Genomic DNA, 24,432 nt, shown 5'->3' with positions numbered 1-24,432 from the left:
CCGGATTCCAATGCTGCGACAATCCCGGCATCGCATCGCGCCTGAAGAGGAACCGTGCTGCTGCGGGCCCCTCGGACTGCCGGTGATCCGCTTACAAGGCCTGGCCGTGCCGCCAGCACGCGATCCGGTGGCCGGCTGCGACCTCCATGGCTGATGGTTCTGCCTTTCGGCAGTCAGGCAGGACCAGGGGGCAGCGGTCGGCGAAGGAGCATCCTGTGTTTGGGATGCCGGCTGCCTCGATCTCCATGGGAGCGGATGTCTTTGGCTCGGCCTCGTCGGAGGACGCGGCCAGAAGCAGGGCCGTATAGGGGTGGTTGGGGCCGCGAAAAATCTGGTCGGATGAGCCGGTCTCGACAAGGCGGCCGCGATAGAGCACGCCGATCGTGTCGGCCATGTAACGCACCACCCTGAGGTCGTGGCTGATGAACAGATAGGTCGTGTCCTTGTCGCGCTGCAGGTCGTTGAGCAGGTTGAGAACCGTCGCCTGGACAGAGACGTCGAGCGCCGAGGTGGGTTCATCGAGCACGACGACCTTCGGCACGCCGGCAAAGGCGCGCGCGATCGCCGCCCTTTGCCGCTGGCCGCCGGACAGCGATCGCGATTTCTGCTCCGCCGTTGCGCCGGCGAGGCGAACCGATTGCAGCAGGTCGCCGACGCGGGCTCTCACCTCACTGCGGCGCAGGCCGGCGAGCCGGCGTAGCGGACGACCGAGGATCCTGCCGATCCGCTGGCGCGGATTGAGTGTGCGGTCCGGCGACTGGAAGACCATTTGCACGTCGCGCCGTTCGGCAAGGTTCCTCTTCTCGACGCGCGGCGCGACCCTCTTGCCGAACAGTTCGACCGATCCGGCGCTGGGTGTCTGCAGGCCGGTAACGATCCGTGCCAGGGTGGACTTGCCGGAACCGGACTCGCCAATCAGCCCGAAGGTCTCGCCCTGGCCGATATCGAGATCGATCTCATGCAGCACTGGCTGGCTGCCGAAGGCATGGCTGATACCCTTGCAGGCGATCGCAATCCTGCGTTCTTTCGGCGCGCCGGCGTCTTCGCCTTGGGCTGTGGGGTGCGCTGGCATGCCGTCCGTCTCCGCCAACCTTCCGTCCCGTTTGGTGTAGTTGAGAGCCGGAATCGAGGCGATGAGCGCCTTGGTGTAGGCGTGAGAGGGGTTGTCGAAGACATCGCCGGCAGCGCCGCTTTCGACCACCGTGCCCGCCTGCATCACCGCCACCCGGTCACAGGAGCGGCGGATCATATGGATGTCGTGGCTGATCAGCAGGATGCTGGTTTTGTGATCCTTGCGAAGGTCATGCAGGATGGCGATGATCTCGGACTGGACGCTCGCGTCGAGTGCCGTCGTCGGCTCGTCCAGCACCAGCAGCGACGGATCGAGCGCAATCGCAATGGCGATGTTGGCGCGCTGCTGCATGCCACCGGACAATTCGTGCGGATAGAGATCCAGCACACGCTCCGGATGGCTGACGCGTACACGACTCAGCAGTTCGGCGGCACGCTCGCGCGCCTCGTCGAGGCGAACCGGGCGATGCCGCATGATCGTCTCGGTGATCTGGCGGCCGATCGTCATGCTTGGATTGAGGGCCGCGCCCGGATGCTGGTAGACGGCCGCGATATGATTTCCCCTGAGCTGGCGCAGCTGCTCGGCGGAAAGGTCGCGGATTTCGCGGCCCTGGAATTCCAGCGCGGATGCCGCGATGCGGGCATTCTTCGGCAGGTAGCGCAATATGGCGAGTGCCACCGAGCTTTTGCCTGATCCCGACTCGCCGACCAGGCCGAGCGCTTCGCCTTCGCCGATATCCAGCGACACGCCGCTGACGGCGGGGTGCGATCCCTTGCGCCCGTTATAGGCGACGGACAACTGGTCGACGTTCAGAACCGAGGAGGACATGGGGACTTGAAACCACTTTCTTCGCGGGCTGCGATCGAGGGCAATCGCTTCCGCTTTCGCAACGCATTATCTCTATAAAATTACTCGGATTAAGCCGAAGCGCAATCTACCTTTCTCGGATCAGGAGAGATTGTCGCCGCCTGCCGAAGCAGCGCGACGGTCTCCGGAGCAGATCTGGAAGGAGGCCGGCATGGCTCGAGACCACATGATCCTCAGCGCATTCTTCTTCAACCCGCAGGGCGATCATCGAATGTCGTGGCGCCATCCGCGGGCACCGGGCCGGGAAGTGCTGGACTTCGAGTTCTACCGCGATCTCGTGCAGGCGGCCGAGCGCGCCAGGATCGACACCATCTTCGTCGCCGACCACGTGTCGATCTGGGATTCGGTCAAGAGCGGCGTTGCCCACTATGCCAATGCCCGCCTCGAACCGCTGACGCTGTTGTCGGCGCTAGCCGGCGTGACCAAGCATATCGGCCTGATCACCACGGCGTCGAGCTCCTACAGCGAGCCCTACAATGTGGCGCGCATGTTCGCGTCGCTCGACCATATCAGCAAGGGCAGGGCGTCTTGGAACGTCGTCACCTCGGCTATGGACGAGGAGGCGCGCAATTTCGGCCGCGACGGCAATATCGAACATGCATTCCGCTATGAGCGCGCGGCCGAATTCCTCGATATCGTCAAAGCGCTGTGGGACAGTTGGGAAGACGAGGCGCTGCTGATCGACAAGGCGTCGGGCTATTTCGCCGATCCCGACAAGGTCCACCCCATCGACCATAAGGGCAAGCATTTCAAGGTGCGCGGGCCGCTCAACGTCTCGCGGCCGCCGCAAGGTCATCCGCTGATCGTCCAGGCCGGATCCTCCGAAGACGGCAAGAACTTCGCCACCGCCCAGGCCGATGCGCACTTCGCCATCTACAGCACCAAGGAGGATGGCATCAAATACCGTCAGGATATCAACGAGCGGCTGGCCCGCCACGGCAGGCGGCCGGAGAGCTTCAAGATCCTGCCCGGCATCCTGCCTGTTGTCGCCGCCTCCGAAGCAGAAGGCCGGGAAAAGCAGGAATACCTGCAGACCTTGCTACCGGATCAGGTCGGCATCGACCTTCTGTCCAGCTGGAGCGGGTTGGACCTGTCGCTGTTCCCGCCGGACGGACCATTGCCGCCGCTGCCGGACGAGAGCACGTTCAATGGCGGACGCACGTCGCTCAACCGGGTCAAGCAGTGGGCGAAGCAGAATCTCAGCCTGCGCGAGATCGCCCGCAAGCTCGCCAACAGCGGTTCGGTGCCGACCGTCGCCGGCACGCCGGTACAGATCGCCGACCAGCTCGAAGACTGGTTCCTTTCGGGTGCCGCCGACGGCTTCAACCTGATGTTCCCGCTGCTGCCCGAGGACTGGGTGAATTTCGCCGAACAGGTGGTGCCGGAACTGCAGCGCCGTGGCGTCTTCCCGACCGAATACGCGCCGGGAACGTTGCGCGACCGCTTCGGCCTGGCGCGACCCGCCAATCGCTTCGCCGAACAGCGCGACAATGCGCGCGCGGTGTCCTGACGGCAGGCCGGGAGAACGATCATGACCGTTGCACCAAGATTGCAGCCCCGCGAAGCCACCGCGCCGCAGCTCGTCAATGTCCTGCACAGCCCCAAGCGCGTGCGCGTCAAATTCGGCGGCCGCACCATCGCCGACAGCCGCAACGTGCTGGTGTTGCGCTCCAACCATTTCCTGCCGATCTATTTCTTCCCGCCGTCAGCGGTCGACCCGTCGGTGCTGAGACCCTCATTGCATCGCGAACCGCACCCGGTCGGTGGCGAAACCGCCTATTGGGATATCGACAGCGGTGACAGGCGCAGCGCCAACGCGGCCTGGGCGTTCGTGTCGCCACCGGATGAAAACCTGGCGCCTCTGGCCGGCCGCATCGCCTTCACCTGGAAAGCCGTCGACCAATGGTTCGAGGAGGAAGAGGAAGTCTTCGTCCACGCCCGCGATCCCTATGCACGCATCGATGTGCTGCAGAGCTCCAGCCATGTGCAAATCTGGTTCGACGGCGAGCCAATCGCCGACAGCCACCGTCCGGTTCTGCTGTTCGAGACGCATCTGCCGACGCGTTTCTATCTGCCGGCGGAAGACATCCGGCTGGAGCGGCTGACGGCGTCCGTCACAACGACGCGATGTCCTTACAAGGGCATCGCCTCCTACTGGTCCGGCCTGCTGAGCGACGGGACGGTGCGCCCGGACATCGCCTGGAGCTACCGGGATCCCATTGAGGAAATGCCGAAGATCAAAGGGCTCATCGCCTTCTATCCGCAGGCCGTAGACCGCATCCATCTCGACGGCGAACCCGTCGCATAGCATTTCAATCTTCATTTCAGAGCAGGGGTTTAACATGACCAAACGCAGAGATATCGACGCAGTTCGCAACCTGTCGGGGGACATCTGGAATGTCGCCGTCGACGAATATCAGGGCGGCTTTCTCAAGCGCCGCGATCTCCTGAAATACGCCGCACTGCTCGGCCTGACCGGCTTTGCCGCCTCGCAGGGGCTTGGAGGCGCGCGCGCCGCGACTGCTGCCGGCGGCACGGTTCGCGTCGGGCTCGGCCAGCCGACCAAGGCGATCGATCCGGTTTCGGTGACCGATCCGGCCAGCATCGGGGTGATCAGCCAGGTCGGCGAGTATCTGATCCTCGACGATCCGAAGGATGGTCTGCAGCCGAAGCTCGCTCTGTCCTGGGAAGCAAACGAGACGGCCAGTCGCTGGACCTTCAAATTGCGGCCAGGGGTGAAATTCCACGATGGTCGCGCGGTCACCGCTAGGGATGTTGTGGCGAGTTTCGAGCGGCTGGTCGATCCGGCCAGCGGCTCGTCGGCGTTGTCGGCCTACAAGGGCATCCTGTCCAAGGGCGGCGCCAAGCTGGTCGACGACGAGACCGTCGCCTTCGATCTCGACGGTCCCAACAGCAACTTCCCCTTCTATGTCTCCTCCGACGTCTACAATGCCGTCATCCTGCCGGCCGACTATGCCGGCGATTTCGAGAAGAATTTCAACGGCACCGGCCCGTTCAAGCTCGAATCCTTCCGCCCCAAGCAGGGCGCCAGCTTTGTGCGCAATGAGGATTACTGGGGCGACAAGGCATTGCCCGACCGCGTCGAGATCAAGTTTTTCGACGACGAGCAGGCGCAGGTGCTGGCCCTGCAGGCCGGCCAGCTCGACGTCATCCCGAGCACGACCCGCCTGGAACTGGCGATCGAGGGCAATCCCAATTTCAAGCTGCTGAGCGTGCAGGCAAGCTCGCATGACCAGGTGCATCTGCGCACCGACCAGGCGCCGTTCACCGACAAGCGCATCCGCCGCGCGCTGGCGCTGACCATCGACCGCGAGGCGGTGGTCAAGGGCCTGCTCAAGGGCCGCGCCATCGTCGGCAATGACACGCCGTTCGCGCCGATCTTCCCCTCGGCCGATCCGTCGGTGCCGCAGCGCAAGCAGGACATTGCCGAGGCCAAGCGCCTGCTTGGCGAGGCGGGCGTGCCGAACGGCTTCGAGGTGACGCTGACCACCGAACGCGCCTATGACATTCCCGACTATGCGGTGATCATCCAGAACTTCGCCAGGAAGGCCGGCATCGACGTCAAGCTCAATGTCCTGCCGCAGGACGCCTATTACGGCTCGGCGACCTTCGGCAGCTCGCCCTGGCTGGATTCGGTTCTCGGCATCACCGACTACGGCCATCGCGGCACGCCCGACATCTTCCTCAACGCGACGCTGAAGAGTTCGGGAGCCTGGAACGCGGCGCATTTCAACAACCCGGCCTATGATGCGCTGCTGCTCGATTACTCGAAGGCGCGCGATCTGCAAGCGCAGCGCCTCGTTGCCGGCAAGATCCAGACCTTGCTGCTCGACGAGACGCCGGCGATCATCAGCTACTTCTCGCAATACAGCCGAATTGTCAGCTCCAAGGTCGAGGGCGTGCGCTTCACGGCGATCTCGCATCTGCTGCTCGACCGCGTTTCCTTCGTCCAGGCATGATCGCGACATGCTGACCGGCCGCATTCTGTCAGCGCGTGTGGGCACACTTCTCCTCACTCTGTGGCTGGTCAGCATCCTGGTGTTCTTCGCCGGGCAGGTCCTGCCCGGCGATGTCGGCCGCGTGATGCTCGGTCCCTTTGCCGACGCGCAGACGGTGGCGGAACTGAACAAGCGGCTCGGCGCCGACCAGCCAGTTCTCGTCCAGTACTGGCTCTGGTTCAGCAAGGCCGTGACCGGCGACTTCGGCACCTCGCTGTCGATGCGCGGGCCGGTGGCGCCGTTCGTGCTGGAAAGCCTCAAGCGTTCCGCGGCCCTTGCCGGCATTATCTTGATTCTTCTCGTCCCGTTGGGCGTAGGTGCCGGCGTCGTTGCCGGTCTCAATGCGGGCCGCTTGATCGACCGGCTGATCGTGATGGCGGGCGTTTCCTTCGGCATCGTTCCTGATTTCGTTTCCGGGCTGATGCTCCTTATCGTCTTCGGCCTGTGGCTGAACTGGTTCCCGATCTCCGGTGTTGCGCCTGACGGCGCGGGCTTCTGGACGCATGGCTATTATCTGATCCTGCCGGCGCTGCCGCTGGTGCTGAACCTTGCCGGCTACATCGCCCGGATGACGCGGGCAGGCGTGATCGAGGCGATGGCTGCCGACTATACGCGCACCGCCGTCCTCAAAGGGCTCGGGCGGCGCGAGATCATCCTTCGGCACGTGCTGCGCAATGCGCTGACGCCGACCATCGCGGTGCTGGCGACGCAGACCGGATACATGCTTGGCGGGCTGGTGGTGATCGAAGCGCTGTTCGGCATCCAGGGGCTTGGCAATCTGGTTCTGAACGCGGCCAAGGCACGCGATTTCCCGATGCTTGAAGCCGGCGTACTGGTGATGGCGGCAATCTTCGTGCTGTCGGCGGCGGCGGGCGACCTCGTGCTGGCCTTCCTCGATCCGCGGCAACGCCGCCGGACCTCGCCATGACGGATCTGGCTGAGTTTCCAGCACCACGGCGCGCCGTGGTCGGCTTTCCGGCAGTACGCAGGATCCGCGGTGCTTTCTCGGGACTGGCCCCGTCGGTCGTGGTCGGATCGCTGCTGCTTCTGTTCTGGGTCGTTTGCGCACTGTTCGGCAACCTCTTCGTTCCCTACGATCCCTATGCCGAGGATTTTCTGGCGATGCTGACGCCGCCCGATGCGCTGCACTGGTTCGGCACCGATCATCTCGGCCGCGACGTGCTGTCCCGCATAGTCGTCGGATCGCGCGATATCCTGCTGGTTGCGCCGCTGGCGACGCTGGCCGGCGTTGCCGCCGGCAGCATCATCGGTCTGGTGCTCGGCTATTTCGACGGCCTGGTCGATGCCATCGGCGCGCGGCTGCTCGATACGCTGATGGCGTTTCCGTTCATTGTTCTCGTCACCATGACGCTGGTGGCGATCGGCCCGTCGAACCTGACCGTCATCCTGGTGATCGGCATCGCCTACGCGCCGCTGGTGGCTCGCACCGTCCGCGCCGCCGTGCGCGAGCAGAAGGAGCGCGACTATGTCAGCGCTGCGCGGCTTGGCGGCGAGGGCCCGCTCGCCATCATGTTTCTGGAGATACTGCCCAACATCAGGGAAACGATCTTGATCGAGCTGGTCACAAGGCTGGGCTACGCGTTCTTTTCGATCGCGACGCTGAGCTTTCTCGGCCTCGGCATCCAGCCGCCATCGGCCGACTGGGGACTGGCCGTCGCCGACGGCTACGGCTTCCTGACCGGCGGCAAATGGTGGGTCGTCGTCTTCAATTCCGCGGCAATCGTCTCATTGGTCATGGCGACCAACCTTATCGCACAAGGCATCGGCGCCTTCGAAAACAGCGATGCATGAGCCTTGATCGGGTGCGTCGAAAAATCTCTTTGGCATTGAAGCCTGACGCGCATCCTTATATCGCATGGCTATGAAGAAAATCGGTTTCCTGTCGTTCGGGCACTGGACGCCCTCGTCGCAATCGCAAGTGCGCTCGGCATCGGACGCGCTTTTGCAATCCATCGACCTCGCCGTCGCCGCCGAACAGCTTGGCGCGGATGGGGCGTATTTCCGCGTGCATCATTTCGCCCGCCAACTCGCTTCGCCGTTCCCGCTGCTGGCCGCCGTTGGCGCCAAGACCAGCCGCATCGAGATTGGCACTGCAGTAATCGACATGCGCTATGAGAATCCGCTCTACATGGCGGAAGATGCCGGTGCCGCCGACATCATCGCCGGCGGCCGCCTGCAGCTTGGCATCAGCCGTGGCTCGCCCGAGCAGGTGATCGATGGCTGGCGCCATTTTGGCTACGCGCCACCGGAAGGCAAAAGCGACGCCGACATGGCGCGGCATCATGCCGAGGTATTCCTCGAGACGCTGCGGGGCGAGGGGTTCGCCCAGCCCAATCCGCGGCCGATGTTCCCCAATCCGCCCGGCCTCTTGCGCCTCGAGCCGCATTCGGAGGGTTTGCGCGAGCGGATCTGGTGGGGTGCGGCTACCAACGCCACGTCGGAATGGGCGGCCAAGCTCGGCATGAACCTGCAGAGCTCGACGCTCAAATTCGACGAGAGCGGCAAGCCGTTCCACATCCAGCAGGCCGAGCAGATCCGCATCTATCGCGAGGCCTGGAAGGCGGCCGGCCACAAGCGCGAGCCGCGCGTCTCGGTCAGCCGCAGCATCTTCGCGCTGGTCGACGATCGCGACCGTGCCTATTTCGGCCGCGGCAACGAAAGCCGCGACCAGATTGGCTTCATCGAGGAGAACACCAAGGCGATCTTCGGGCGCAGCTATGCGGCTGAGCCGGATGTGCTGATCAAGGAATTGGCGCAGGACGAGGCGATCGCCGAGGCCGACACGCTGCTGCTCACCGTTCCGAACCAGCTCGGCGTCGACTATAATGCGCATGTCATCGAGGCGATCCTGACCCATGTCGCGCCGGCTCTGGGCTGGCGCTGACGCCGGATCGATCGAAGCGGAGTGCTCCAAGGGAGGTACACCATGCCAAAGAAGGCCTTGATCGCCTGGGGCGGCTGGGAGGGCCATACGCCGGAGCAGAGCGCGAAGATCGTTCGCACCTTGCTTGAGCGAAACGGCTTCGACGTCACGTTGGGCGAGGGCACGGCGATGTTCGCCGATCCGGAGCTGTCGTCATTCGATCTCATCGTGCCCGTCATCACCATGTCGACGATCGAGAAGACCGAACTGCAGAACCTGACGCATGCGGTTCTCGGGGGGAGCGGACTCGGCGGTTTCCACGGGACGATGGGCGACAGTTTCCGCAACGAGCCCGACTATCAGTTCATGACCGGCGGTCAATGGGTCGCGCATCCCGGCAACATCATCGACTATCACGTCGCCATCACCCGGCCGGACGATCCGATCACAAAAGGTGTCAGCGATTTCGCCTACCGGTCGGAGCAATATTACATGCATGTCGACCCAAGCAACGAGGTGCTGGCGACCACCACCTTCACCGACGCGCATTTTCCGGGGATAGGCGGCGTCGTCATGCCGGTCGTCTGGAAACGGCGCTATGGGGCGGGGAAGGTTTTCTACAGTTCCCTTGGTCACACGGCGGATGAGTTCGCGGTGCCGGAAATGGCGCTGATGGTGGAGCGGGGTTTGCTTTGGGCGGCGCGGGGGTAGCCTCTGTCAGTCACAATTGCGAAAGGCAAGCGGCGAACCGGAGGCATCGGTGTGTGAATCCCTGCAATGGCTAGAAAGCCGGCCGCTGTCGAACTACCATCCGGTGAACAGCAAGGGGGCGGAATGGATCATCAGCGGACAGTATTTTTGGTTGGAGCGGGCACGGGCGGAGACGAGGAAGCCGTGTTTACACTGCATGTAGAGGGCGCCGTCTGCAGCCTGACATGCGGCTACCGGGACAAGGTGATCAGGGCCGAAGAGGAAGACTTTTTCGAAGCTCTGTTCCAGATACGTCAGGAGCTCGAAGCCGATGGTTTGCTGCCCTTCTGCTACGGGGCGAGTGCCTTTGTTTATCCCGAAAATACAGTGATGGAGAAGAGTCGCGGATTGATGGCCTGCAAGGTGAAGATGGGGCAATTTCCCCAAGCGACGGATCTGGTCGACATATTTGACGACGGCGTCGACGTGGTTCCGGTTTTTGTCCACATGCAGCAGGAATTTTGGGAAGAATGGCTGGCCTCTCTGCCCTCCTAATGCCCAGCACTCATTTTATCCCGCCGGTGACCGCAAAGTCGCCAGCGGTGCGCCCATCCTCCAGCCGCACCACCGCTGTGACGATCGACCCATACGCGCCGCGCCAGATGCTGTGCAGACGCTGATGCTCAGCGGCCGGAATGAGGGCATGCCCGCTGAAGCACGCACCGCTTCGCTGCAGCGCGACAGCCTCGCCGTTGACATGTACCTTGAGGCTGGCCGTCCCGGACACCTCATTTGGCAGGTCGAGCGTGATGACGATCTCGTCGTGATCGCCGGAAGGCCGCGTCTCGGCGGCAAGCGTGATGGCGAACGCTGGCGCCTTGCTGTCGTCGGCTCGGGCGGGGCGGCCTGAAAACATATCGTCGGCAAGTTCTGGCGTGCGCGGCGGGCGGGTGCGGCGCTGCGTGGCACGTTCGAAATCGCCGGCCATGCGCAGCAGCCTGACATCATCATAGGCCTTGCCGGCGAAGGTGAGGCCGACCGGCATGCCGATATCGGCCATCGTGCCCATCGGCACGGTGACGGTCGGGATGCCGAAATGGCGCCAAACCAGATTGCCGTTGGCGACCCAGGTGCCGTTGCGCCAGGCAAGGGCGGCGGACGCCTCGTCGATGTCTGCATCGGCCGGTCCGACATCGGCGGCGGCGGGCAGCACCACGGCGTCGATGCCATGGGCATCCAGCCAGTCCTCGAAATCGATCCGCCTTGTCGCTTCGAGGCCGTTCAGGCCTTCTTCAATCGTCGGGATTTCCGTGACGGGCGTGACGCCGGACCGTGCCCGCTCGACATATTCCCTCAGGTCGAAGCCGCCTTCGTAGCGGTCGGACAGCGTGCCGGGCGGTTGCGGGAAGATCTTTGGGCCATCGGCCGAAACGAGATCGGGCAAAGTCGGGTCGGCATTGGCGCGCAGAAAGTCGTCCCAGCCCCAGATGCAGAGATCCCAGAGTTCGCGCTCGGCGAACTCCTGGGGCATCAGCCCGCGCTCGACCATGGTGCGCGCGCCGGGGCGGTCGCGTTCATAGTTGGAAACGACGGGGAAATCGACCTCGATCACCTCGGCGCCAAGCCGCCTGAGATCGGCCGCCGCCTGTTCCCACAGGGCAAGCACCGAGGCGCGCGTTTCGATCGGCGCATCGGCGCCGCTGTCGCAGCCGATATACATTCTGGGCACGCCGAGCCGCATGCCTTTCAACGACCCCGCCAGTGTGAGGTCGGTATAGCGGGGCGGCCGCACGTCGGAGCTTTTCGGCAGCTTGACCCAGGGCTGCGCGCGCCAGAAATCGCCTCGCGTCTCGGGATCGTCGGTGACGATGATGTCAAGCAATTCGAGCATGTCGGGCATTGTCCGCGCGTGCGGCACCACGACATCCATGGTCGGCACCAGGGGCCAGTTGCCGCGCACCGAAATGACGCCGCGCGACGGCGTGTAGGCGACCAGCGCATTGTTGGTGGCCGGCGCGCGGCCGGACGACCAGGTTTCCTCGCCAAGCCCGAAGGCGCAGAAGCTGGCTGCTGTCGCCGTGCCGGAGCCATTGGACGAGCCCGATGCGAAGGCGGCGGTGAGATAGTCGCCATTGTACGGACTTTCGGCGCGGCCATAAACGCCGCGCTGCATGCCGCCATTGGCCATTGGCGGCATGTTGGTCAGCCCGATCAGCACCGCGCCGCCGGCGCGCAGCCGGGCGATGGTGAAGGCGTCCTCATTGGCAATGAGATGCTCGAAGGCCGGCGAGCCGGCGGCTACCGTCAGGCCTGCGACCTTGTAGCTGTCCTTGGCGGTGTAGGGGATGCCGTCGAGCGGTCCGAGCACAGCACCGCTGCGGCGGCGCTGGTCGGATGCGGCCGCCTCTTCGAACATGTCGGGGTTGAACACCGGGACGGCATTGAGGCTGATGCCGTGCCGGTCGAAATGCGCGATGCGCCTGAGATACGCCCCGACCAGTTCGACGCTGGTGACGGTGCCGTCATCGAGCGCGTGGCGCAGTTGGTCGATCGTCGCTTCGACGAGATGAAGGTCGGTCATCACGGGTCCCACATTTCCACGCACAATGGATGAGCGAGGCGGCAGAGTTCGGCAAGAGCCTATCGCGGTCTTCGTTGGAACTTTTGTCCGGCTGGCGATTTTGGATGTATGGTGCGATTCCGGATGGCCAGGAGGGTATTGGCGATGACCACGAAATACGTTGCGATCCTAGCTCTCGCTGTCGCCATGGGCGCAAGCCTTTACGCCCCGGCCTTCGCTGGCGACCGGCATCACGACCGCCGGGTCCACTCCGAGCGCTACGTGTCCGCGGAAGGCGATCTCATCGACATCCTATTCGGCGGTCCGCGCTACTACGATCAGCAGTTGGTGACGACGGCGGCCGGCGCGTGCTCCTATCATCGCGTCGGACCCGACGCGAATGCGTTGAACAAGATCAACGATCATCACTGTGGGAAGTAGGCGGCAGGCAGCGCCTCAGCGCCCGCCACTCTCCTTCATCCGCTCGATGATCTCGGCCATCAGCGCCAGGTCGCGGCGGGAATCGGCGAGATCGGTCAGCGGCTTTGTGCCTTCGGTGATGTGGCGGTGGAAAATCTCGAGTTCATTCGAGAAAGCATCGCCGTAGAGAGGCCCGAAGGTTTTCGTCACAGGACCGAGCGGGCCGGCATCGGTGACCTCCAGCCGTGTCGGCAGGCTGCGGATGTAGGGCGTGTCGTAGATGATGCGCACCCGCCTGTTGTTCGAGCGCACCTCGATCATGGCGTCGAACAAGCCGAGATCGTCGACCACCGCGTCGTAGAGACAGGCGAAATGGCCGTAGTCGAAGGTGACTGATGTGTTGGCGCCGCCATTGGTCCGGTGCGCGGCCAGCACGCGCGCCGGTTCGCCGATCAGCCCGCGCATCGCCGAGATGTGGTGCGAGGAGAGCGCCGTCAGCCCGCGATAGGCGCGCACCAGATCGGCCGGCGCATCGGCGCCCACCACTTCGCGGATCAGCGCGTCGCGCTCCTTGGCGCCACGCGCCAGCAGGGCGGGGTCTATGTCGTTGGGATAGAGGACGTTCTGGCTCTTCTTGAGGAAATGCCGGCCTTCAGAGATCAGGTCGAAGATGCGGACATGGGTGATGTCGGCGAAGGCCGGCAGTTCGTCCCTGGCGGCCAGATAGGCGGGCGCATAGCGGCGCATATAGCCGACGAACAGGGTCTTGTCGTAGCCCGGCATCAGCGCCAGCAGATCGTCGATTTCGCGCACCGTGAGGCAAGCGGGCTTTTCCAGCAGGATATGTTTGTTGGCAGCAATCGCCGCCCGCACGAAGCGGCTGTGGGTGTCGTCGGATGACAGCACGAACACAGCGTCGATGTCGGGCGAATTAATCAGCGCCTCGGCCGTGTCGAAGGCCTTTGCCGTCGCAAATTCGGAGGTGACGAGTGACACCAGGCTGGGCGACACGTCATACACGCCCGCGATCACCCAGCGGTCGCGCTGATCGCCCAGCACCGGCAGATGGATCGACTGCGCGACCTCTCCAAGACCTATCAGTCCGACACGAATTGGTGCCACAAGCGAACTCCCTTTGATTTCAAGTCTGATGCTGCAGGACTATGCCGCGCCGGTTACCAGCGCGACGAGCTCGTTTCCGGACGTTTTGGAAGCGCGCACGGTCGCTGCCATCTTTCCCGCCCGCATCACCCAGATCTGGTCGGACAGGCGGCGGACCTGATCGAAATTGTGGCTGACCAGGATGACTGAGACCGACTGCTCGCGCAGGCGCCGGATCAGCGCCTCGACATTGGCCGTCTCCTGCACGCCGAGCGCCGCCGTCGGTTCGTCCATGACCACCAGCTTGGCGCCGGAGCCGACGGCGCGGCAGATCGAGATCGCCTGCCGCTGGCCGCCCGACAGGCGTCGCACGCGCTGGTTGATCGACGGCACGTTGATTGACAGCCGCGACAGCATTGAGCGGGCCTCGCGTTTCATCGCCTTGCGGTCAAGGAAAGCGAACGGGCCGATGCGGCGCACGATCTCGCGGTTGAGGAACAGGTTCTGGGCGACGGTCAGTTCATCGATCAGCGCCAGGTTCTGGTGCACGGTCTCGATGCCGGCCTTGCGCGCCTCGTCCGGGTTGGCGAAGGGCCGCGCGCGGCCGTCGAAGAACAAATTGCCGGCGTCCGGCTGATGCACGCCGACCAGGCTGCGGATAAGCGTCGATTTGCCAGCGCCATTGTCGCCGATGACGGCGGTGACCTCGCCTCGGCGGGCCTGGAAGGCGACGTCGGTGAAGGCGCGGATGCCGCCGAAATGCTTGCTCAGCCCTTCGCAGGCGATGATCGCCTCAGTGGCGGGGATGTGATGGGATACGCTCATTTCTGATACCGCATGATCAGCGCCGCCAGCACCACGATGGCGCCTACGGCAAGCGGTTGGTAGAAAGCCGACACGTTGAGCAAGGTCAGGCCGTTGACGAGTGCTGTGAGCATCAGCGCGCCGATCGCGGGGCCTAGAATGCTGGCGCGGCCGCCGAACAGGCTGACGCCGCCCAGCACCACCGCGGCCACCGAATTGAGCAGCAGGCTGGTGTTGATCTGCGGTTCGGCCGAGCCGATGCGGGCGACCAGAAGAATGGCCGCTATGCCGGCGCAGAAGCCAGAGATTGTATAGGCGGCGATCTTGACCCGGTCGGTGCGGATGCCGAGCGCGCCGGCACTTTCGGCCTGGCCGCCGGTCGCCAGCAGGTGCACGCCGAAGCGTGTGTGGTAGAGCGCGATATGCGCGACGATGACAGCAGCGATCGCCACCCAGACCGGATAGCCGAACGGCCCGAACGAACCGGAGGCGAGCCTGAGCAGGAAGGTCGAGCCGACCATGGTCGGTTCGCCGCCCGACAGTATGAGGCCAAGGCCGGTGATGCCCGACAGCGTGCCGAGCGTCACCACGAAGTCGGGGATCTTGCCTGCCGTAATGATCAGCCCGTTGAGGAAGCCGACGGCGCTGGTGGCGAGAACCGCCAGCATGCAGGCGATGAAGATGCCGTAGCCGGCGGCATTGACGAGGCCGAGGATGATGGCGCCGAGCATGACGGCGGCCGCCAGCGACAGGTCGATGCCCGAGGTGGCGATGACGAAGGTCTGGCCGATCGACAGCACGACCAGGATCGCAGCCGCCAGCAACAGCGCCTGCAGATTGGCGACGCTGAGAAAGACCGGCTGGGCGATGCCGAAGACGATGACGAGGCCGACCAGGCCTACGACGGATGCCCAGTCGGCCCAGAAGGAGGGATCGAGGAGGAGAGCCGCCAGGGAGGGACGGCTCTCCTCCGCACCCGCCGAATGGGCGGCGGGCGCGTTGTCTGCAGGTGTGCTCACTTCAGCATCTCGCGGAAGGGATCGGGATAGTCGCCGCCCGGACGCGGAAAATTCTTCAGCGAGGCTTCGGCATTGTCCTTGTTGATCAACAGCACCGGTGCTGGCACGTTGGCCGGCAGTTCCTTGCCCTTGGCGGCCACTGCACAGGCCTCGAGGCCCATGGCGCCGACGACATAGGGATATTGGGCGACGGTGGCGGTGAGTTCGCCTGATGCGATCGACTTCAGCGCGTCGACGATGCCGTCGAGGCCGATCACCTTGACGTCCTTGCCCGAGGTCCGTACGGCGCGCTCGACGCCGAGTGCCATGATGTCGTTGGCGGCGAAGAAGCCGGCGAGGTCCGGATGGGCAGCGAGGATATCGGTTGCGGCGGTCAGCGCCTTTTCGCGATCCCAGTCGGCGCTGACCATCACCACGATGTCGAGTTTACCTTCCACCGCCTGCTTGAAGCCCTTGATGCGGGCGTTGGAGCCGACATCGCCGACGATGCCGGCGACCAGCGCGACCTTGGAGCCCTTCGGCACCAGCTTCAGCATCTCTTCGCCGGCCAGCGCGCCGGCGGCGACATTGTCGGTGCCGATATAGGTCGAGACGGCAAAGCCGGCGGCCTTGGCCTGCTCGGGGTCGATGGTCGAGTCGATGTTGACGATCGGCTTCTTCTTCTGGGCGACCGGCACCAGCGCCTGGACGAGATTGGAGACGCTGATCGGGTTGACCAGGTAGCAATCGAAATCCTGCATGGCCATGGCGGTCAGGCGGTCGGCCTGGCCGGTGGCGTCACCCATGTTGGCGGCGGCCTGGAGGCTGACATTCACGCCGTTTGCCTTGGCCTGCTCCTCGATGCCCTTCTGCATGGTCTGGAAGAATGGATTGTCGAGGCCTTTGACGATGGCCGCGACTTTCGCCGCATCCTCGGCATGGGCGGGCGCTGCGACGATGGCTGCAAGCATGCCTGCGCCAAGCAAGTTCGTGCCAAGCTTCAGGCAATTGAACATACGCATGGTTTTCCTCCTCCTGATTGTTTTATGGGCTGCATCAATGTCGCTGTCCGGCGACTGCAATGTTAGACGGCACGCAAGCGACCCGGCGCCTAGCGCGATGGGTCTCGCCAACAGAATGCTGCCCGCTTGGGATGTGCGGACTGCAGCCCAGGTTCGGGCACTTTCGACGTCAGGCATTGCTCCTCCCAGAGCGCCGGCCGATGCCATGCCGGCGTTTGCGCATGTTTTATAAAAAATTGACACGCGTCAAGATTTAAAGTGCGTAGCGATTTTGACTGTGCGCCCTGCGGGCATGACTGTGCTGCCGGCATGCGCTACAACCAAGGCGCGAAAAAAGGGCCGGCCTCAGGGAACCACTTGGGGGCTGTCCGCGTTGGTCGCTACTTTTGTGCAGAGGGAGGTTTCGGGTGGGGCGTTTCGAAATCGTGGAAGAGCCAACGGGTACGTTTTCGATTTTCGACACAATCACGGAATTGCCGGCAGCGGTCGAGGGGGGCGTGTGCATTGGGCTTTATCGGCACGAAGTGCCGCTGGCGCTGCTTGCAGCGGTTGAAACGGTCCAGCCCGGCCCTTTTTCGCTGCTGCCCTTATTGTCGGTGTTGAACGACTGGCGGGCTCATCGAGACGGTCTGCTGGCATGAGCAAAGCTGCCCGATGTCGCATCGAAAATCATACCGTATGGGAAATCACGCCCTGTTGTCGAAAGCGGCGGTGAGGCATGGAAAGCAAGGGGAGGTTGCAGTGCGTCGGGAGGTGAAGCGATGTCTGATCAGGACGACCTGATCCGAGCTGCCATCGGTCGGCTGCTCGCCGAGAAGACAGGCGCCGCCGTCATATCGATGAGAGAGAGCATCACCGAGCTTCTGGCGCTGACCGGCGCCGCGCTGGACGACAGACTGCAGGACCTGCTGCTGGAAATGGCCGAAGTCCGCGGCATGATGGTCGCTCTCGACTTCTGAGCAATATCGGCTGGGATGCCGCCGCATGCACCGGCAGCGCTTTCATCGCCGGCAGCCTCTAACCTTAATGCGTCCAATATCGGGCATCGCATTTTAGGCCGAAGCGGACAGGCAGCTTTGGACTTCCGATGAAGATAGCAGACCAAAGCCGAGAGTAGCGGTCGAACAATTTCTCGGGCGACCGGTGGTGTGATCGCCGGCCGCCGTCCAATGCACTATGCCATGGCGGCTGAATGCGGCCCGCTCTGACCGACAGTGTCGGGTGAACGGCGAACTCTCAAGGGCCATTGCCCGGAATGCCGGGACAAATGCTCATAAAGATTCGGGTTGGTGCGGGTTGAACTGCTGAGCCCATGACTGATACTCGATTTGTTGGGGTCTGACATAGGCGGCAAGACTACGTGCAAAGTACTGCGGATGAGATCGGTTCCATTGGCTCGACAACCACGCCGGTGCGGGAACTGACGCCTGCCGAGCGCGACCGGATGTTTGCCTTGTATGAGACGTATTACGAGGCAGTCGATCGCAATGTCTTCGAACGCGATCTCACTGAAAAGGATGCTGTCGTGATCATCCGGTGCGACCGGGAGATTATCGGCTTTTCGACTTATCTTGTCAGGCCGCAGACCGTCGGCGGGGAGACTGTCCACTATCTCTTCTCCGGCGATACCGTTCTCCATTCCGCGCGTTGGGGCGACCCCGTGCTGCTGCGTGGTTTCTTTCGCGCGGCCGGCGCCGCCAAGGCCGCGGTGGCGGGCCGGTTGTTCTGGTTCTCCATCATCGGAGGGCATAGGACGTTCCGCATTCTCCCCAATTTTTTCCGCGACTTCGTTCCGGCCGTCGATGGCCCGGTTTCGGCCCGCCTGCAGACGATCCGCGATGCAATCGCAACTGCCCGGTACGGGCGTCAATTCGAGCCGTCGACCGGACTGATCGACTTCGGCCTGTCGCAGGGTCACTTGCGGGAACAGTGGGCAGATGTCGAGGAAACAGCATTCCGCAACCGCTTTGCCGCCTTCTTTCTCCGGGCCAATCCCTTCTACTCCCGAGGTGTCGAACTTGCCTGCCTCGCGGAATTCGAACTCGGCAATCTGAAGCGCTATGCTGCCGCGAGTTTTGCCGAAGGGCTGCAAGATGGGCGCTGAAGCCTGGGCACGGATTGCCGGCGCGACCGCGGCCGGAGATGCCGGTTTTCGGGCGCGGCTCGGTCAGCTCGAGGCCACGCAGCGCTCCCTCCTGCGGCGGCTTGTAGAAGCCAATCCTGCGACCGTGTTTGGTGGTGACCACAACTTTGCCAACGTCGCTTCGGCCGAGTCCTTTCGCGATCTCGTGCCGATCTGTGGCTACGAAGCCTTGTCGCCATACATCAATCGTGTCGTCGCCGGAGAGGAGAATGTGCTAACTGCCGAGCCGGTCCGGTTTATCGAGCAAACCGGCGGCAGTTCCGGTGGCGCGAAATACATCCCCTATACCGACATGGGCCTGCAGGCCTACACCGATTGTCTCTATCCCTGGATGTCGGAACTGATACGGCGCCGGCCGGGCGTTGCGCAAGGGCACAGCTATTTCGCGCTAAGCCCGGTAGGTCGCGGCGCAAGCGAGCGCGTCGGCGCGCGCAGGTTGGGCAGTCCCGTTCCTTTTGCTTATTTCGGCGCCTTGCGCGATAGCCTGATCCAACTTTCGGCGGTGCCGATGGATCTGAGGCTGCTCAGCGATTTCGCCGGGTGGCAAAGGCAGACCTGTCTGCACCTGCTGGCGGCCGAGGACCTGAGCCTGATCTGGGTCTGGAGCCCGACCTATCTCACCGAAATCCTGCGCGCGATGCAGCGCGATGCCGAGAGCCTGTTGCCGGAACTCGCGGACAGGCTGGGCGCCGTGCGGCCGGCGGACGTGGTGCGTCGTCGCATTGCTGCGCTGGAGGGCGCGCTTGGAAGTTCGCAGCTGTCGGCGATCTGGCCTCGCCTCGACACGATCAGCTGCTGGACAGACGCTTCCAGCAGTGGCTTTGCCGCCGCATTGCAGGCGCAATTTCCGCATGTCTTCATCCAGTCCAAGGGGCTGATGTCTACCGAAGCTGCCGTTTCGTTTCCCTATGGCGACGGGTCCGGGTGCATCCTGGCATCGCAAAGCGGGTTCTTTGAATTTGTCGATGAAAGCGGTGCCAACCTTTTCGCGTGGCAGTTGGAAACAGGCCTGACCTACAGGCTTATCGTGACCACAGGCTCCGGCCTCTATCGCTACGATACGCAAGACATGGTCGAAGTCACCGGGTTCACCGGCGACACGCCGCGCCTGCGCTTCAGCGGGCGTACCGGCATGGTGTCCGATCTCTGTGGCGAAAAGCTCACGGAAGCCTTTGTCGTGCGCTCGCTGGCCGAGGCCGGTCTCGACCATCGTACCTATTCACTGCTGGCGGCGGTCGCGACGCCACATCCGCATTACCGGCTTTTCGTGGAGACCGGTCAGGGGCAGGCCGTTGAGGTGCTTGGCGGCGGCCTCGACCATGCGCTCAAGGCCAATCCGCAATATGAGTATGCCCGCCGCATCGGCCAGTTGGGACCGCTGAGGACGACCGGCGTCGACGACCTCTATGGCAGGCTGAAGCGCCACCGCATGAAGGGCGGCACGAGCATTGCCGGAATGAAGGCGCCGGTTCTGCTCACTCGATCGGACGCAGCGCTTCTCGCGGCACTCGGGGCGGACAAGGAGGACGCTTAGATGCGGCATCCCCTTGTCGCGGAAAATCCCGGCTTGCCGCGTAAAGGTATGAAAACCGGACAAGCGACCATCCGGTCAGGCCGTCAGCCGCAAGGTCAGCGCATCCAGGCCGCGGATCGAGGAATTGTCCATCCAACGTGCAGCAACAGGCTCGACGGTTTTCCAGTGGGTGAGTACGGCTTCCAACACCGCGACACCTTCCATTTCGGCCAGCGCCCTGCCGATGCAGACATGCGCGCCTCGGCCGAAGGCCAGGTTCTGCCTGCCGGCCCGGCCGAGGTCGAAACGCGATGCGTCGGCAAACTGGGCCGGGTCGCGATTGGCAGCGCCGACAAGCAGCACCATCAGCCGGTTCTTTTCGATTTCCTGGCCGCCGATGATTACAGGCTCGAGCGGCCAGCGGCAGATCTTCTGCACCGGGCTTTCCAGCCGCAGCGTTTCGGCAACGGCACTGGCAGCAAGCCGGCGGTCGGCCCGCAGGGCCGCCCACTGGGAGGGCTGGTGAGCAAGATGGAACAGCATGTTGCCGATGAGGTGCACCGTCGTCTCGTGACCTGCAAAGGCCAGGAAGGCGATGTTGCGTCCGGCGACCGTCAGCCCCAGTGCTTTGACGAGGCCAGCCAGCCCGGTCAACAGCGGCGGCATCCGCCCGGCGGCAAGCAGATGGCGCAGATGCTCGACGAAGTAGTCGGACATGTCGTTGGCGTGGTTGGCGCCGCTGCCAAAGGCATCATCGAAACCGGTATCGAGAAGGGTGCGGATCGAACCCGACCATGCCCGGATCATCGGCATGTCCTGGTCCGGTACGCCAAGCAGGCGGCAGATGACACGTTCGGGCACGGCGCGCGTGAAGGCGGCCACCACTTCGGTCGTCCCGGACAAGCCGGAATCGCCCATGAGGTCTTCGATCGTTTCAGCTACAATGGGACGCAAAGCCGGCATGCCCTTGCCGACAAAGGGCTGCTGCAGGGCCTGGCGCAGGGCGGCGTGAGCGCTACCCTCCTGATAGATCAGCCAGTCGCGTATCGCGGATTGCGGATCCGCCATTACGTCGGCCGGCGGCACGTGCGAAAGCTTGCGATTGGCGAGGCTGCTCGAAACGAGATCGTAGCCGGTGAGATAGACATCGCCCCAGGGCGCCTGCCAGACCGGAGCGCGCCGTCGCATTTCATCGTGGATAGCATAGGTGTCCGCGGCACCTTCGAAAGCACCGGCGCGAATCCCTTGCCAGGGATGCCGGCCGGATTTGAACAGAGCATTGGAGGGGGATTCGGTATGCATTGCCTTGCGGGAAGTCCAATTTTGTGGGCTAAGACAGTCGTGTGTCGTGCACGCCCGGATATCGACACCCGGCCATGACCAACAATCAGGGGCCGATCTATTATTTCTGCACGCGCCAACACGCTTACACGATGGGCGTACTGCTTGGCTATTACCAGCATGGGCTTGGTGATCTCGTCCGGATCATTCCCTACGAGCTGGCCGCGAGGCTCGGCCCCCTCGCTCCCGGCACCTTCATCTTTACGGATTTTGAAAGGCTGGCGCCGGCGCAATTGCAGGCCGCGGTCTCCCTCCACGAGCGCATCGCCTCGCTCAATCCGGGCCTGTTGCTGCTCAACGATCCAGCAATCGTGCCACGCCGCTTCGACTTGCTGAAACACCTGAAGGCCGCGGGCCTCAACCATTTCGATGTGCATCGGCTGGGTGAGCGCAAGTCTGTACGCCGCTTTCCAGTTTTCGTGCGCTGGGAAAGCCAGCATGAGCCGCCGCTGACCGGGCTGATCGACGGCGCGGATGCGCTGGAAGCAGCGATTGCCCGTCTGCCGGGCCATGTCCGTCAAGACCCGGACCTGATGATCGTCGAATACGGCACGGCTCCCTCGGCCGATGGGCGGTTCCGAAAATACTCGGCTTACAAGGTCGGCCCAACCGTCTATCCGCAGCACTGCTTCATCAATGAGAACTGGTTCATCAAGTTTCCAAGCACCCGCTTCACCGAGGCCGACAGGGCCGAAAGCCGCGCTTACGTGGACGACAATCCTCATGCCGAGCAGGTCGGGCGTGTCTTCGCCCTGGCCGGCATCGACTATGGGCGCATTGATTACGGCATCGTTGACGGCCAGGTCCAGACCTTCGAAATCAATAACAACCCGTCCGTTCTGACGCGACCGCCTGGCTGGGAGGCGGGGGTGGATTACAGCCGCTACGCCGAGATGCATGAGCGGGCTCTGCGTGGCATCATGCGCCCGGTCTCGGGCCCCGACTTTTTGCTCGGCGACGGCACCATGAGCGTCGATGCCATCCACGCCGATGCCATGCATGCGGTGCGGCAGAGGATTGCGGGATTCTCCCGGCGGCGGCGCCTGTCCCTGCGACCGCTGAAGAAGCGGCTGGCGCGGCTGTTTGGCTGGGGGTGACATGAGCGCGATTGGTGGGCTTCACACTAAATCCAATGCAGCCCCTGATCGCTCTACTGTCCACGCGGCGCGGCATCATGCTTCTTGCGCCCTATCGCCAGCATTGCCGGCACGTCGCGGATCGTCGCCGCGACAGCGCGCCTCGCCAAACCCTGGCTCTTTTTCCGACCCTCAAACGTCTTAGCTACAGTGAAGCTAAGGAGCAGGGTCAAATGAACCTCAAGGACAGGAAGATCGTGGTCACCGGTGGCAGCCGTGGGCTTGGCCTCGGATTGGTCGAGGCGCTGGTCGAACAGGGCGCCAGCGTGACGGTGGTCGCCCGTGGTGCCGAGGCGCTGGAGGCGGTTGGAGCCCGGCTTGGGGTCGCCACCATCCGCGCCGACGTTGCGGAGGAGGGCGCGGCTTATCGCATTCTTGGCGAGGTTCGTCCTGACGTCGTGGTCCTGAATGCTGGTGTCACGCCCCGGATGGGCCGGTTGGACCAACTGAGCTGGGAAGATTTTTCAATCGCCTGGGAAACCGACGTCAAGGCCGGGCTCTATTGGCTGCAGGCGGCGCTCAACCTGCCGCTCAAGCCGGGCAGCCGGGTTCTGGTGGGATCAAGCGGTGCTGCCGTCACCGGGTCGCAGATGTCGGGCGGCTATGGCGGCGCCAAGCGCATGCTGTGGTTCATGGCGAAGTACGCCAATGGCGTTTCGCAGGAGAAGAAGCTCGGCATCCGCTTTCAGGTGATCGTGCCGCGGCAGATGATCCTCGGCACCGGAACCGGCGATGCGGCGGCTGGCGCCTATGCCGGATCCATGGGCATCACGCCGGTGCAATTCGTCACCCGATTCGGTGCGCCGATGCCGCCCCGGACCTTCGGCGACAGGGTGGTTTCCGTGCTGGAAGACCCGCAATATGCCGAGGGCGTCGTCTTCGGCCTCAATGGCGATGCGGGCGTAACCGTGATGGAGGGTGCTGCGGCTTGAGCGAACGAGATCCTGCCGTGGACCGCGACCGACGGGAAGGGCTGCTTGCCCTTGCCGCCGCGATGCGACCAGAGCTGCACCGCTATTGCGCACGTCTGATGGGCTCGGTCATCGACGGCGAGGATGTCGTGCAGGACACGTTTGCGCGCGCCTTCGTTGCGCTGGACGAGCTGTGCGAGGTGCCGCAGCTCAGGCCCTGGCTGTTCCGCATCGCCCACAACCGTGCGCTGGACCTGCTGCGCAGCCGCGCAATCCGCGCGGCGGAGCCTATCGAGGCGGCGCTTGAAATTGCCGACGACACCAAAGCCGACCCGGTGGAGACGCTGATGCGCAGGCAAGCAGTACAGACCGCGGTCTCGCGCTTTGCGGAACTTCCTGTGCTCCAGCGCAGTGTCGTCATCCTCAGGGATGTGCTCGACCAGCCGCTGGCCGAGATCGCCGCCCTGCTTGGCATCACGGTCAATGCGGTGAAGGCGCATTTGGCGCGTGGTCGTGCGCGGTTGAGGGAGATCGACGCCACTGCGCCCGCACTTCCCGATGCTCGTATCGCGTCGGCCGCCGTGGTCCGTTATGCGACCCTGTTCAACCAGCGCGACTGGGATGGCTTGCGCGCGTTGCTTGCCGACGACGTCAGGCTTCATCAGTCCATGCACCAGCCGCGCTCGGGTGCGGCGGATGTCGGCATGTTCTTCACGGTCTACGCCAAAAGCGACCGCGTGTGGCTGACGCCGGCCTGGCTCGAGGGCCGCGAGGTGATCGCGGTGTTCGAAGACCCGGACGCTCCAACACCCGATTATTTTATGTGGCTCGAGTGGCGGGAAGGGCGGATCAGCTTCATCCGCGACTATCGCCATGTCCGCTATGTCGCCGACAATGCCGAGCTGGTTCCGGCCAGGGATGCCGGATCTCTCGGTCGCGGCCCCTGACCAT

The 24,432-nt window shown here is 63.8% G+C and carries 23 protein-coding genes; 16 read left to right on the top strand and 7 right to left on the bottom strand.

Annotated features, from left to right (window positions below):
- Positions 1-91: 91 nt before the first annotated feature.
- Positions 92-1,900, bottom strand: coding sequence for a dipeptide ABC transporter ATP-binding protein (locus NKH52_RS19580; RefSeq protein WP_352732761.1), 1,809 nt, complete (start codon positions 1,898-1,900; stop codon positions 92-94).
- A gap of 190 nt (positions 1,901-2,090) precedes the next feature.
- Between NKH52_RS19580 and NKH52_RS19575 the strand changes: the two genes are divergently transcribed.
- The 8 genes from NKH52_RS19575 (at position 2,091) to NKH52_RS19540 (ending at position 10,087) form a co-directional block, all read left to right on the top strand.
- On the top strand, positions 2,091-3,449 hold the full coding sequence (locus NKH52_RS19575; RefSeq protein WP_352732758.1) for an LLM class flavin-dependent oxidoreductase: 1,359 nt from the start codon (positions 2,091-2,093) through the stop codon (positions 3,447-3,449).
- A gap of 21 nt (positions 3,450-3,470) precedes the next feature.
- A complete protein-coding gene (locus tag NKH52_RS19570) occupies positions 3,471-4,247 on the top strand; it encodes a DUF427 domain-containing protein (RefSeq protein WP_352675064.1) in 777 nt (258 codons plus the stop codon).
- A gap of 34 nt (positions 4,248-4,281) precedes the next feature.
- Positions 4,282-5,919 carry an ABC transporter substrate-binding protein gene (locus NKH52_RS19565; RefSeq protein ID WP_352732755.1) on the top strand — a complete coding sequence of 546 codons (1,638 nt, stop codon included), beginning with the start codon at positions 4,282-4,284 and terminating at the stop codon, positions 5,917-5,919.
- 7 nt (positions 5,920-5,926) lie between these two features.
- The gene (locus NKH52_RS19560; RefSeq protein ID WP_352732752.1) at positions 5,927-6,886 is read left to right on the top strand and encodes an ABC transporter permease; all 960 of its coding nucleotides are present in this window, start codon (positions 5,927-5,929) and stop codon (positions 6,884-6,886) included.
- On the top strand, positions 6,883-7,770 hold the full coding sequence (locus tag NKH52_RS19555) for an ABC transporter permease (RefSeq protein WP_352732750.1): 888 nt from the start codon (positions 6,883-6,885) through the stop codon (positions 7,768-7,770). The genes NKH52_RS19560 and NKH52_RS19555 overlap by 4 nt, the downstream gene beginning before the upstream one ends.
- A 70-nt stretch (positions 7,771-7,840) precedes the next feature.
- The gene (locus tag NKH52_RS19550; RefSeq protein ID WP_352732903.1) at positions 7,841-8,863 is read left to right on the top strand and encodes an LLM class flavin-dependent oxidoreductase; all 1,023 of its coding nucleotides are present in this window, start codon (positions 7,841-7,843) and stop codon (positions 8,861-8,863) included.
- Positions 8,864-8,905: 42 nt separating this feature from the next.
- Entirely contained in the window at positions 8,906-9,553 is a 648-nt protein-coding gene (locus NKH52_RS19545; RefSeq protein ID WP_352732748.1) for a ThuA domain-containing protein, read from the top strand.
- Positions 9,554-9,676: 123 nt separating this feature from the next.
- The gene (locus NKH52_RS19540) at positions 9,677-10,087 is read left to right on the top strand and encodes a hypothetical protein (protein ID WP_352732746.1); all 411 of its coding nucleotides are present in this window, start codon (positions 9,677-9,679) and stop codon (positions 10,085-10,087) included.
- Between the two features lie 10 nt (positions 10,088-10,097).
- Here NKH52_RS19540 and NKH52_RS19535 read toward each other — a convergent pair whose 3' ends face one another.
- Positions 10,098-12,113, bottom strand: coding sequence for an amidase (locus NKH52_RS19535; protein ID WP_352732743.1), 2,016 nt, complete (start codon positions 12,111-12,113; stop codon positions 10,098-10,100).
- Between the two features lie 144 nt (positions 12,114-12,257).
- Between NKH52_RS19535 and NKH52_RS19530 the strand changes: the two genes are divergently transcribed.
- The gene (locus tag NKH52_RS19530) at positions 12,258-12,533 is read left to right on the top strand and encodes a hypothetical protein (protein WP_352732742.1); all 276 of its coding nucleotides are present in this window, start codon (positions 12,258-12,260) and stop codon (positions 12,531-12,533) included.
- A gap of 15 nt (positions 12,534-12,548) precedes the next feature.
- On the opposite strand, the gene NKH52_RS19525 is transcribed toward NKH52_RS19530, so the two are convergent.
- From NKH52_RS19525 to NKH52_RS19510, 4 genes are read right to left on the bottom strand one after another with little or no spacing between them, the layout of a single operon-like run.
- Positions 12,549-13,634 carry a Gfo/Idh/MocA family protein gene (locus tag NKH52_RS19525; RefSeq protein ID WP_352732739.1) on the bottom strand — a complete coding sequence of 362 codons (1,086 nt, stop codon included), beginning with the start codon at positions 13,632-13,634 and terminating at the stop codon, positions 12,549-12,551.
- 39 nt (positions 13,635-13,673) lie between these two features.
- Positions 13,674-14,438: an ATP-binding cassette domain-containing protein gene (locus NKH52_RS19520; protein WP_352732737.1), complete on the bottom strand. Its 765-nt coding sequence runs from the start codon at positions 14,436-14,438 to the stop codon at positions 13,674-13,676.
- Positions 14,435-15,436, bottom strand: a complete 1,002-nt coding sequence (locus tag NKH52_RS19515) for an ABC transporter permease (RefSeq protein WP_352732735.1) — start codon at positions 15,434-15,436, stop codon at positions 14,435-14,437. The genes NKH52_RS19520 and NKH52_RS19515 overlap by 4 nt, the downstream gene beginning before the upstream one ends.
- A complete protein-coding gene (locus NKH52_RS19510; protein ID WP_352732732.1) occupies positions 15,433-16,437 on the bottom strand; it encodes a sugar ABC transporter substrate-binding protein in 1,005 nt (334 codons plus the stop codon). Before NKH52_RS19510 ends, NKH52_RS19515 begins: the two co-directional genes overlap by 4 nt.
- 407 nt (positions 16,438-16,844) lie before the next feature.
- Here NKH52_RS19510 and NKH52_RS19505 point away from each other — a divergent pair, with 407 nt between their 5' ends.
- The 4 genes from NKH52_RS19505 (at position 16,845) to NKH52_RS19490 (ending at position 20,114) form a co-directional block, all read left to right on the top strand.
- Positions 16,845-17,078: a hypothetical protein gene (locus NKH52_RS19505; RefSeq protein ID WP_352732729.1), complete on the top strand. Its 234-nt coding sequence runs from the start codon at positions 16,845-16,847 to the stop codon at positions 17,076-17,078.
- A 120-nt stretch (positions 17,079-17,198) separates the two neighbouring features.
- Positions 17,199-17,396 (top strand): hypothetical protein, encoded by a 198-nt coding sequence (locus NKH52_RS19500; protein ID WP_352631518.1) that lies wholly within the window; start codon positions 17,199-17,201, stop codon positions 17,394-17,396.
- Between the two features lie 452 nt (positions 17,397-17,848).
- The gene (locus NKH52_RS19495) at positions 17,849-18,541 is read left to right on the top strand and encodes a hypothetical protein (RefSeq protein WP_352732726.1); all 693 of its coding nucleotides are present in this window, start codon (positions 17,849-17,851) and stop codon (positions 18,539-18,541) included.
- Entirely contained in the window at positions 18,531-20,114 is a 1,584-nt protein-coding gene (locus NKH52_RS19490; protein WP_352732723.1) for a GH3 family acyl-acid amido synthetase, read from the top strand. Before NKH52_RS19495 ends, NKH52_RS19490 begins: the two co-directional genes overlap by 11 nt.
- Before the next feature lie 75 nt (positions 20,115-20,189).
- On the opposite strand, the gene NKH52_RS19485 is transcribed toward NKH52_RS19490, so the two are convergent.
- Positions 20,190-21,395: a cytochrome P450 gene (locus NKH52_RS19485; protein WP_352967638.1), complete on the bottom strand. Its 1,206-nt coding sequence runs from the start codon at positions 21,393-21,395 to the stop codon at positions 20,190-20,192.
- A gap of 74 nt (positions 21,396-21,469) precedes the next feature.
- Here NKH52_RS19485 and NKH52_RS19480 point away from each other — a divergent pair, with 74 nt between their 5' ends.
- From NKH52_RS19480 to NKH52_RS19470, 3 genes are all read left to right on the top strand, one after another.
- Positions 21,470-22,531, top strand: a complete 1,062-nt coding sequence (locus NKH52_RS19480) for a hypothetical protein (RefSeq protein WP_352732717.1) — start codon at positions 21,470-21,472, stop codon at positions 22,529-22,531.
- Between the two features lie 212 nt (positions 22,532-22,743).
- Positions 22,744-23,502, top strand: a complete 759-nt coding sequence (locus NKH52_RS19475) for an SDR family NAD(P)-dependent oxidoreductase (RefSeq protein WP_352732714.1) — start codon at positions 22,744-22,746, stop codon at positions 23,500-23,502.
- On the top strand, positions 23,499-24,428 hold the full coding sequence (locus NKH52_RS19470; protein ID WP_352732711.1) for a sigma-70 family RNA polymerase sigma factor: 930 nt from the start codon (positions 23,499-23,501) through the stop codon (positions 24,426-24,428). The genes NKH52_RS19475 and NKH52_RS19470 overlap by 4 nt, the downstream gene beginning before the upstream one ends.
- Positions 24,429-24,432: the final 4 nt, after the last annotated feature.

Source organism: Mesorhizobium sp. M1066 (genome assembly GCF_040318635.1).
In the GTDB taxonomy this organism is placed as follows: Bacteria; Pseudomonadota; Alphaproteobacteria; order Rhizobiales; family Rhizobiaceae; genus Mesorhizobium.
This window is presented reverse-complemented; position numbering and strand designations above follow the sequence as displayed.

What these genes read in the sequence shown, in the direction of transcription:
- NKH52_RS19570 (WP_352675064.1), top strand. Translation starts at nt 3,471, where the DNA reads ATGACCGTTGCACCAAGATTGCAGCCCCGCGAAGCCACCGCGCCGCAG.
- NKH52_RS19555 (WP_352732750.1), top strand. Translation starts at nt 6,883, where the DNA reads ATGACGGATCTGGCTGAGTTTCCAGCACCACGGCGCGCCGTGGTCGGC.
- NKH52_RS19490 (WP_352732723.1), top strand. Translation starts at nt 18,531, where the DNA reads ATGGGCGCTGAAGCCTGGGCACGGATTGCCGGCGCGACCGCGGCCGGA.
- NKH52_RS19560 (WP_352732752.1), top strand. Translation starts at nt 5,927, where the DNA reads ATGCTGACCGGCCGCATTCTGTCAGCGCGTGTGGGCACACTTCTCCTC.
- NKH52_RS19580 (WP_352732761.1), bottom strand. Translation starts at nt 1,900, where the DNA reads ATGTCCTCCTCGGTTCTGAACGTCGACCAGTTGTCCGTCGCCTATAAC.
- NKH52_RS19535 (WP_352732743.1), bottom strand. Translation starts at nt 12,113, where the DNA reads ATGACCGACCTTCATCTCGTCGAAGCGACGATCGACCAACTGCGCCAC.
- NKH52_RS19485 (WP_352967638.1), bottom strand. Translation starts at nt 21,395, where the DNA reads ATGCATACCGAATCCCCCTCCAATGCTCTGTTCAAATCCGGCCGGCAT.
- NKH52_RS19480 (WP_352732717.1), top strand. Translation starts at nt 21,470, where the DNA reads ATGACCAACAATCAGGGGCCGATCTATTATTTCTGCACGCGCCAACAC.
- NKH52_RS19540 (WP_352732746.1), top strand. Translation starts at nt 9,677, where the DNA reads ATGGATCATCAGCGGACAGTATTTTTGGTTGGAGCGGGCACGGGCGGA.
- NKH52_RS19545 (WP_352732748.1), top strand. Translation starts at nt 8,906, where the DNA reads ATGCCAAAGAAGGCCTTGATCGCCTGGGGCGGCTGGGAGGGCCATACG.
- NKH52_RS19475 (WP_352732714.1), top strand. Translation starts at nt 22,744, where the DNA reads ATGAACCTCAAGGACAGGAAGATCGTGGTCACCGGTGGCAGCCGTGGG.
- NKH52_RS19500 (WP_352631518.1), top strand. Translation starts at nt 17,199, where the DNA reads ATGTCTGATCAGGACGACCTGATCCGAGCTGCCATCGGTCGGCTGCTC.
- NKH52_RS19565 (WP_352732755.1), top strand. Translation starts at nt 4,282, where the DNA reads ATGACCAAACGCAGAGATATCGACGCAGTTCGCAACCTGTCGGGGGAC.
- NKH52_RS19530 (WP_352732742.1), top strand. Translation starts at nt 12,258, where the DNA reads ATGACCACGAAATACGTTGCGATCCTAGCTCTCGCTGTCGCCATGGGC.
- NKH52_RS19510 (WP_352732732.1), bottom strand. Translation starts at nt 16,437, where the DNA reads ATGCGTATGTTCAATTGCCTGAAGCTTGGCACGAACTTGCTTGGCGCA.
- NKH52_RS19520 (WP_352732737.1), bottom strand. Translation starts at nt 14,438, where the DNA reads ATGAGCGTATCCCATCACATCCCCGCCACTGAGGCGATCATCGCCTGC.
- NKH52_RS19550 (WP_352732903.1), top strand. Translation starts at nt 7,841, where the DNA reads ATGAAGAAAATCGGTTTCCTGTCGTTCGGGCACTGGACGCCCTCGTCG.
- NKH52_RS19575 (WP_352732758.1), top strand. Translation starts at nt 2,091, where the DNA reads ATGGCTCGAGACCACATGATCCTCAGCGCATTCTTCTTCAACCCGCAG.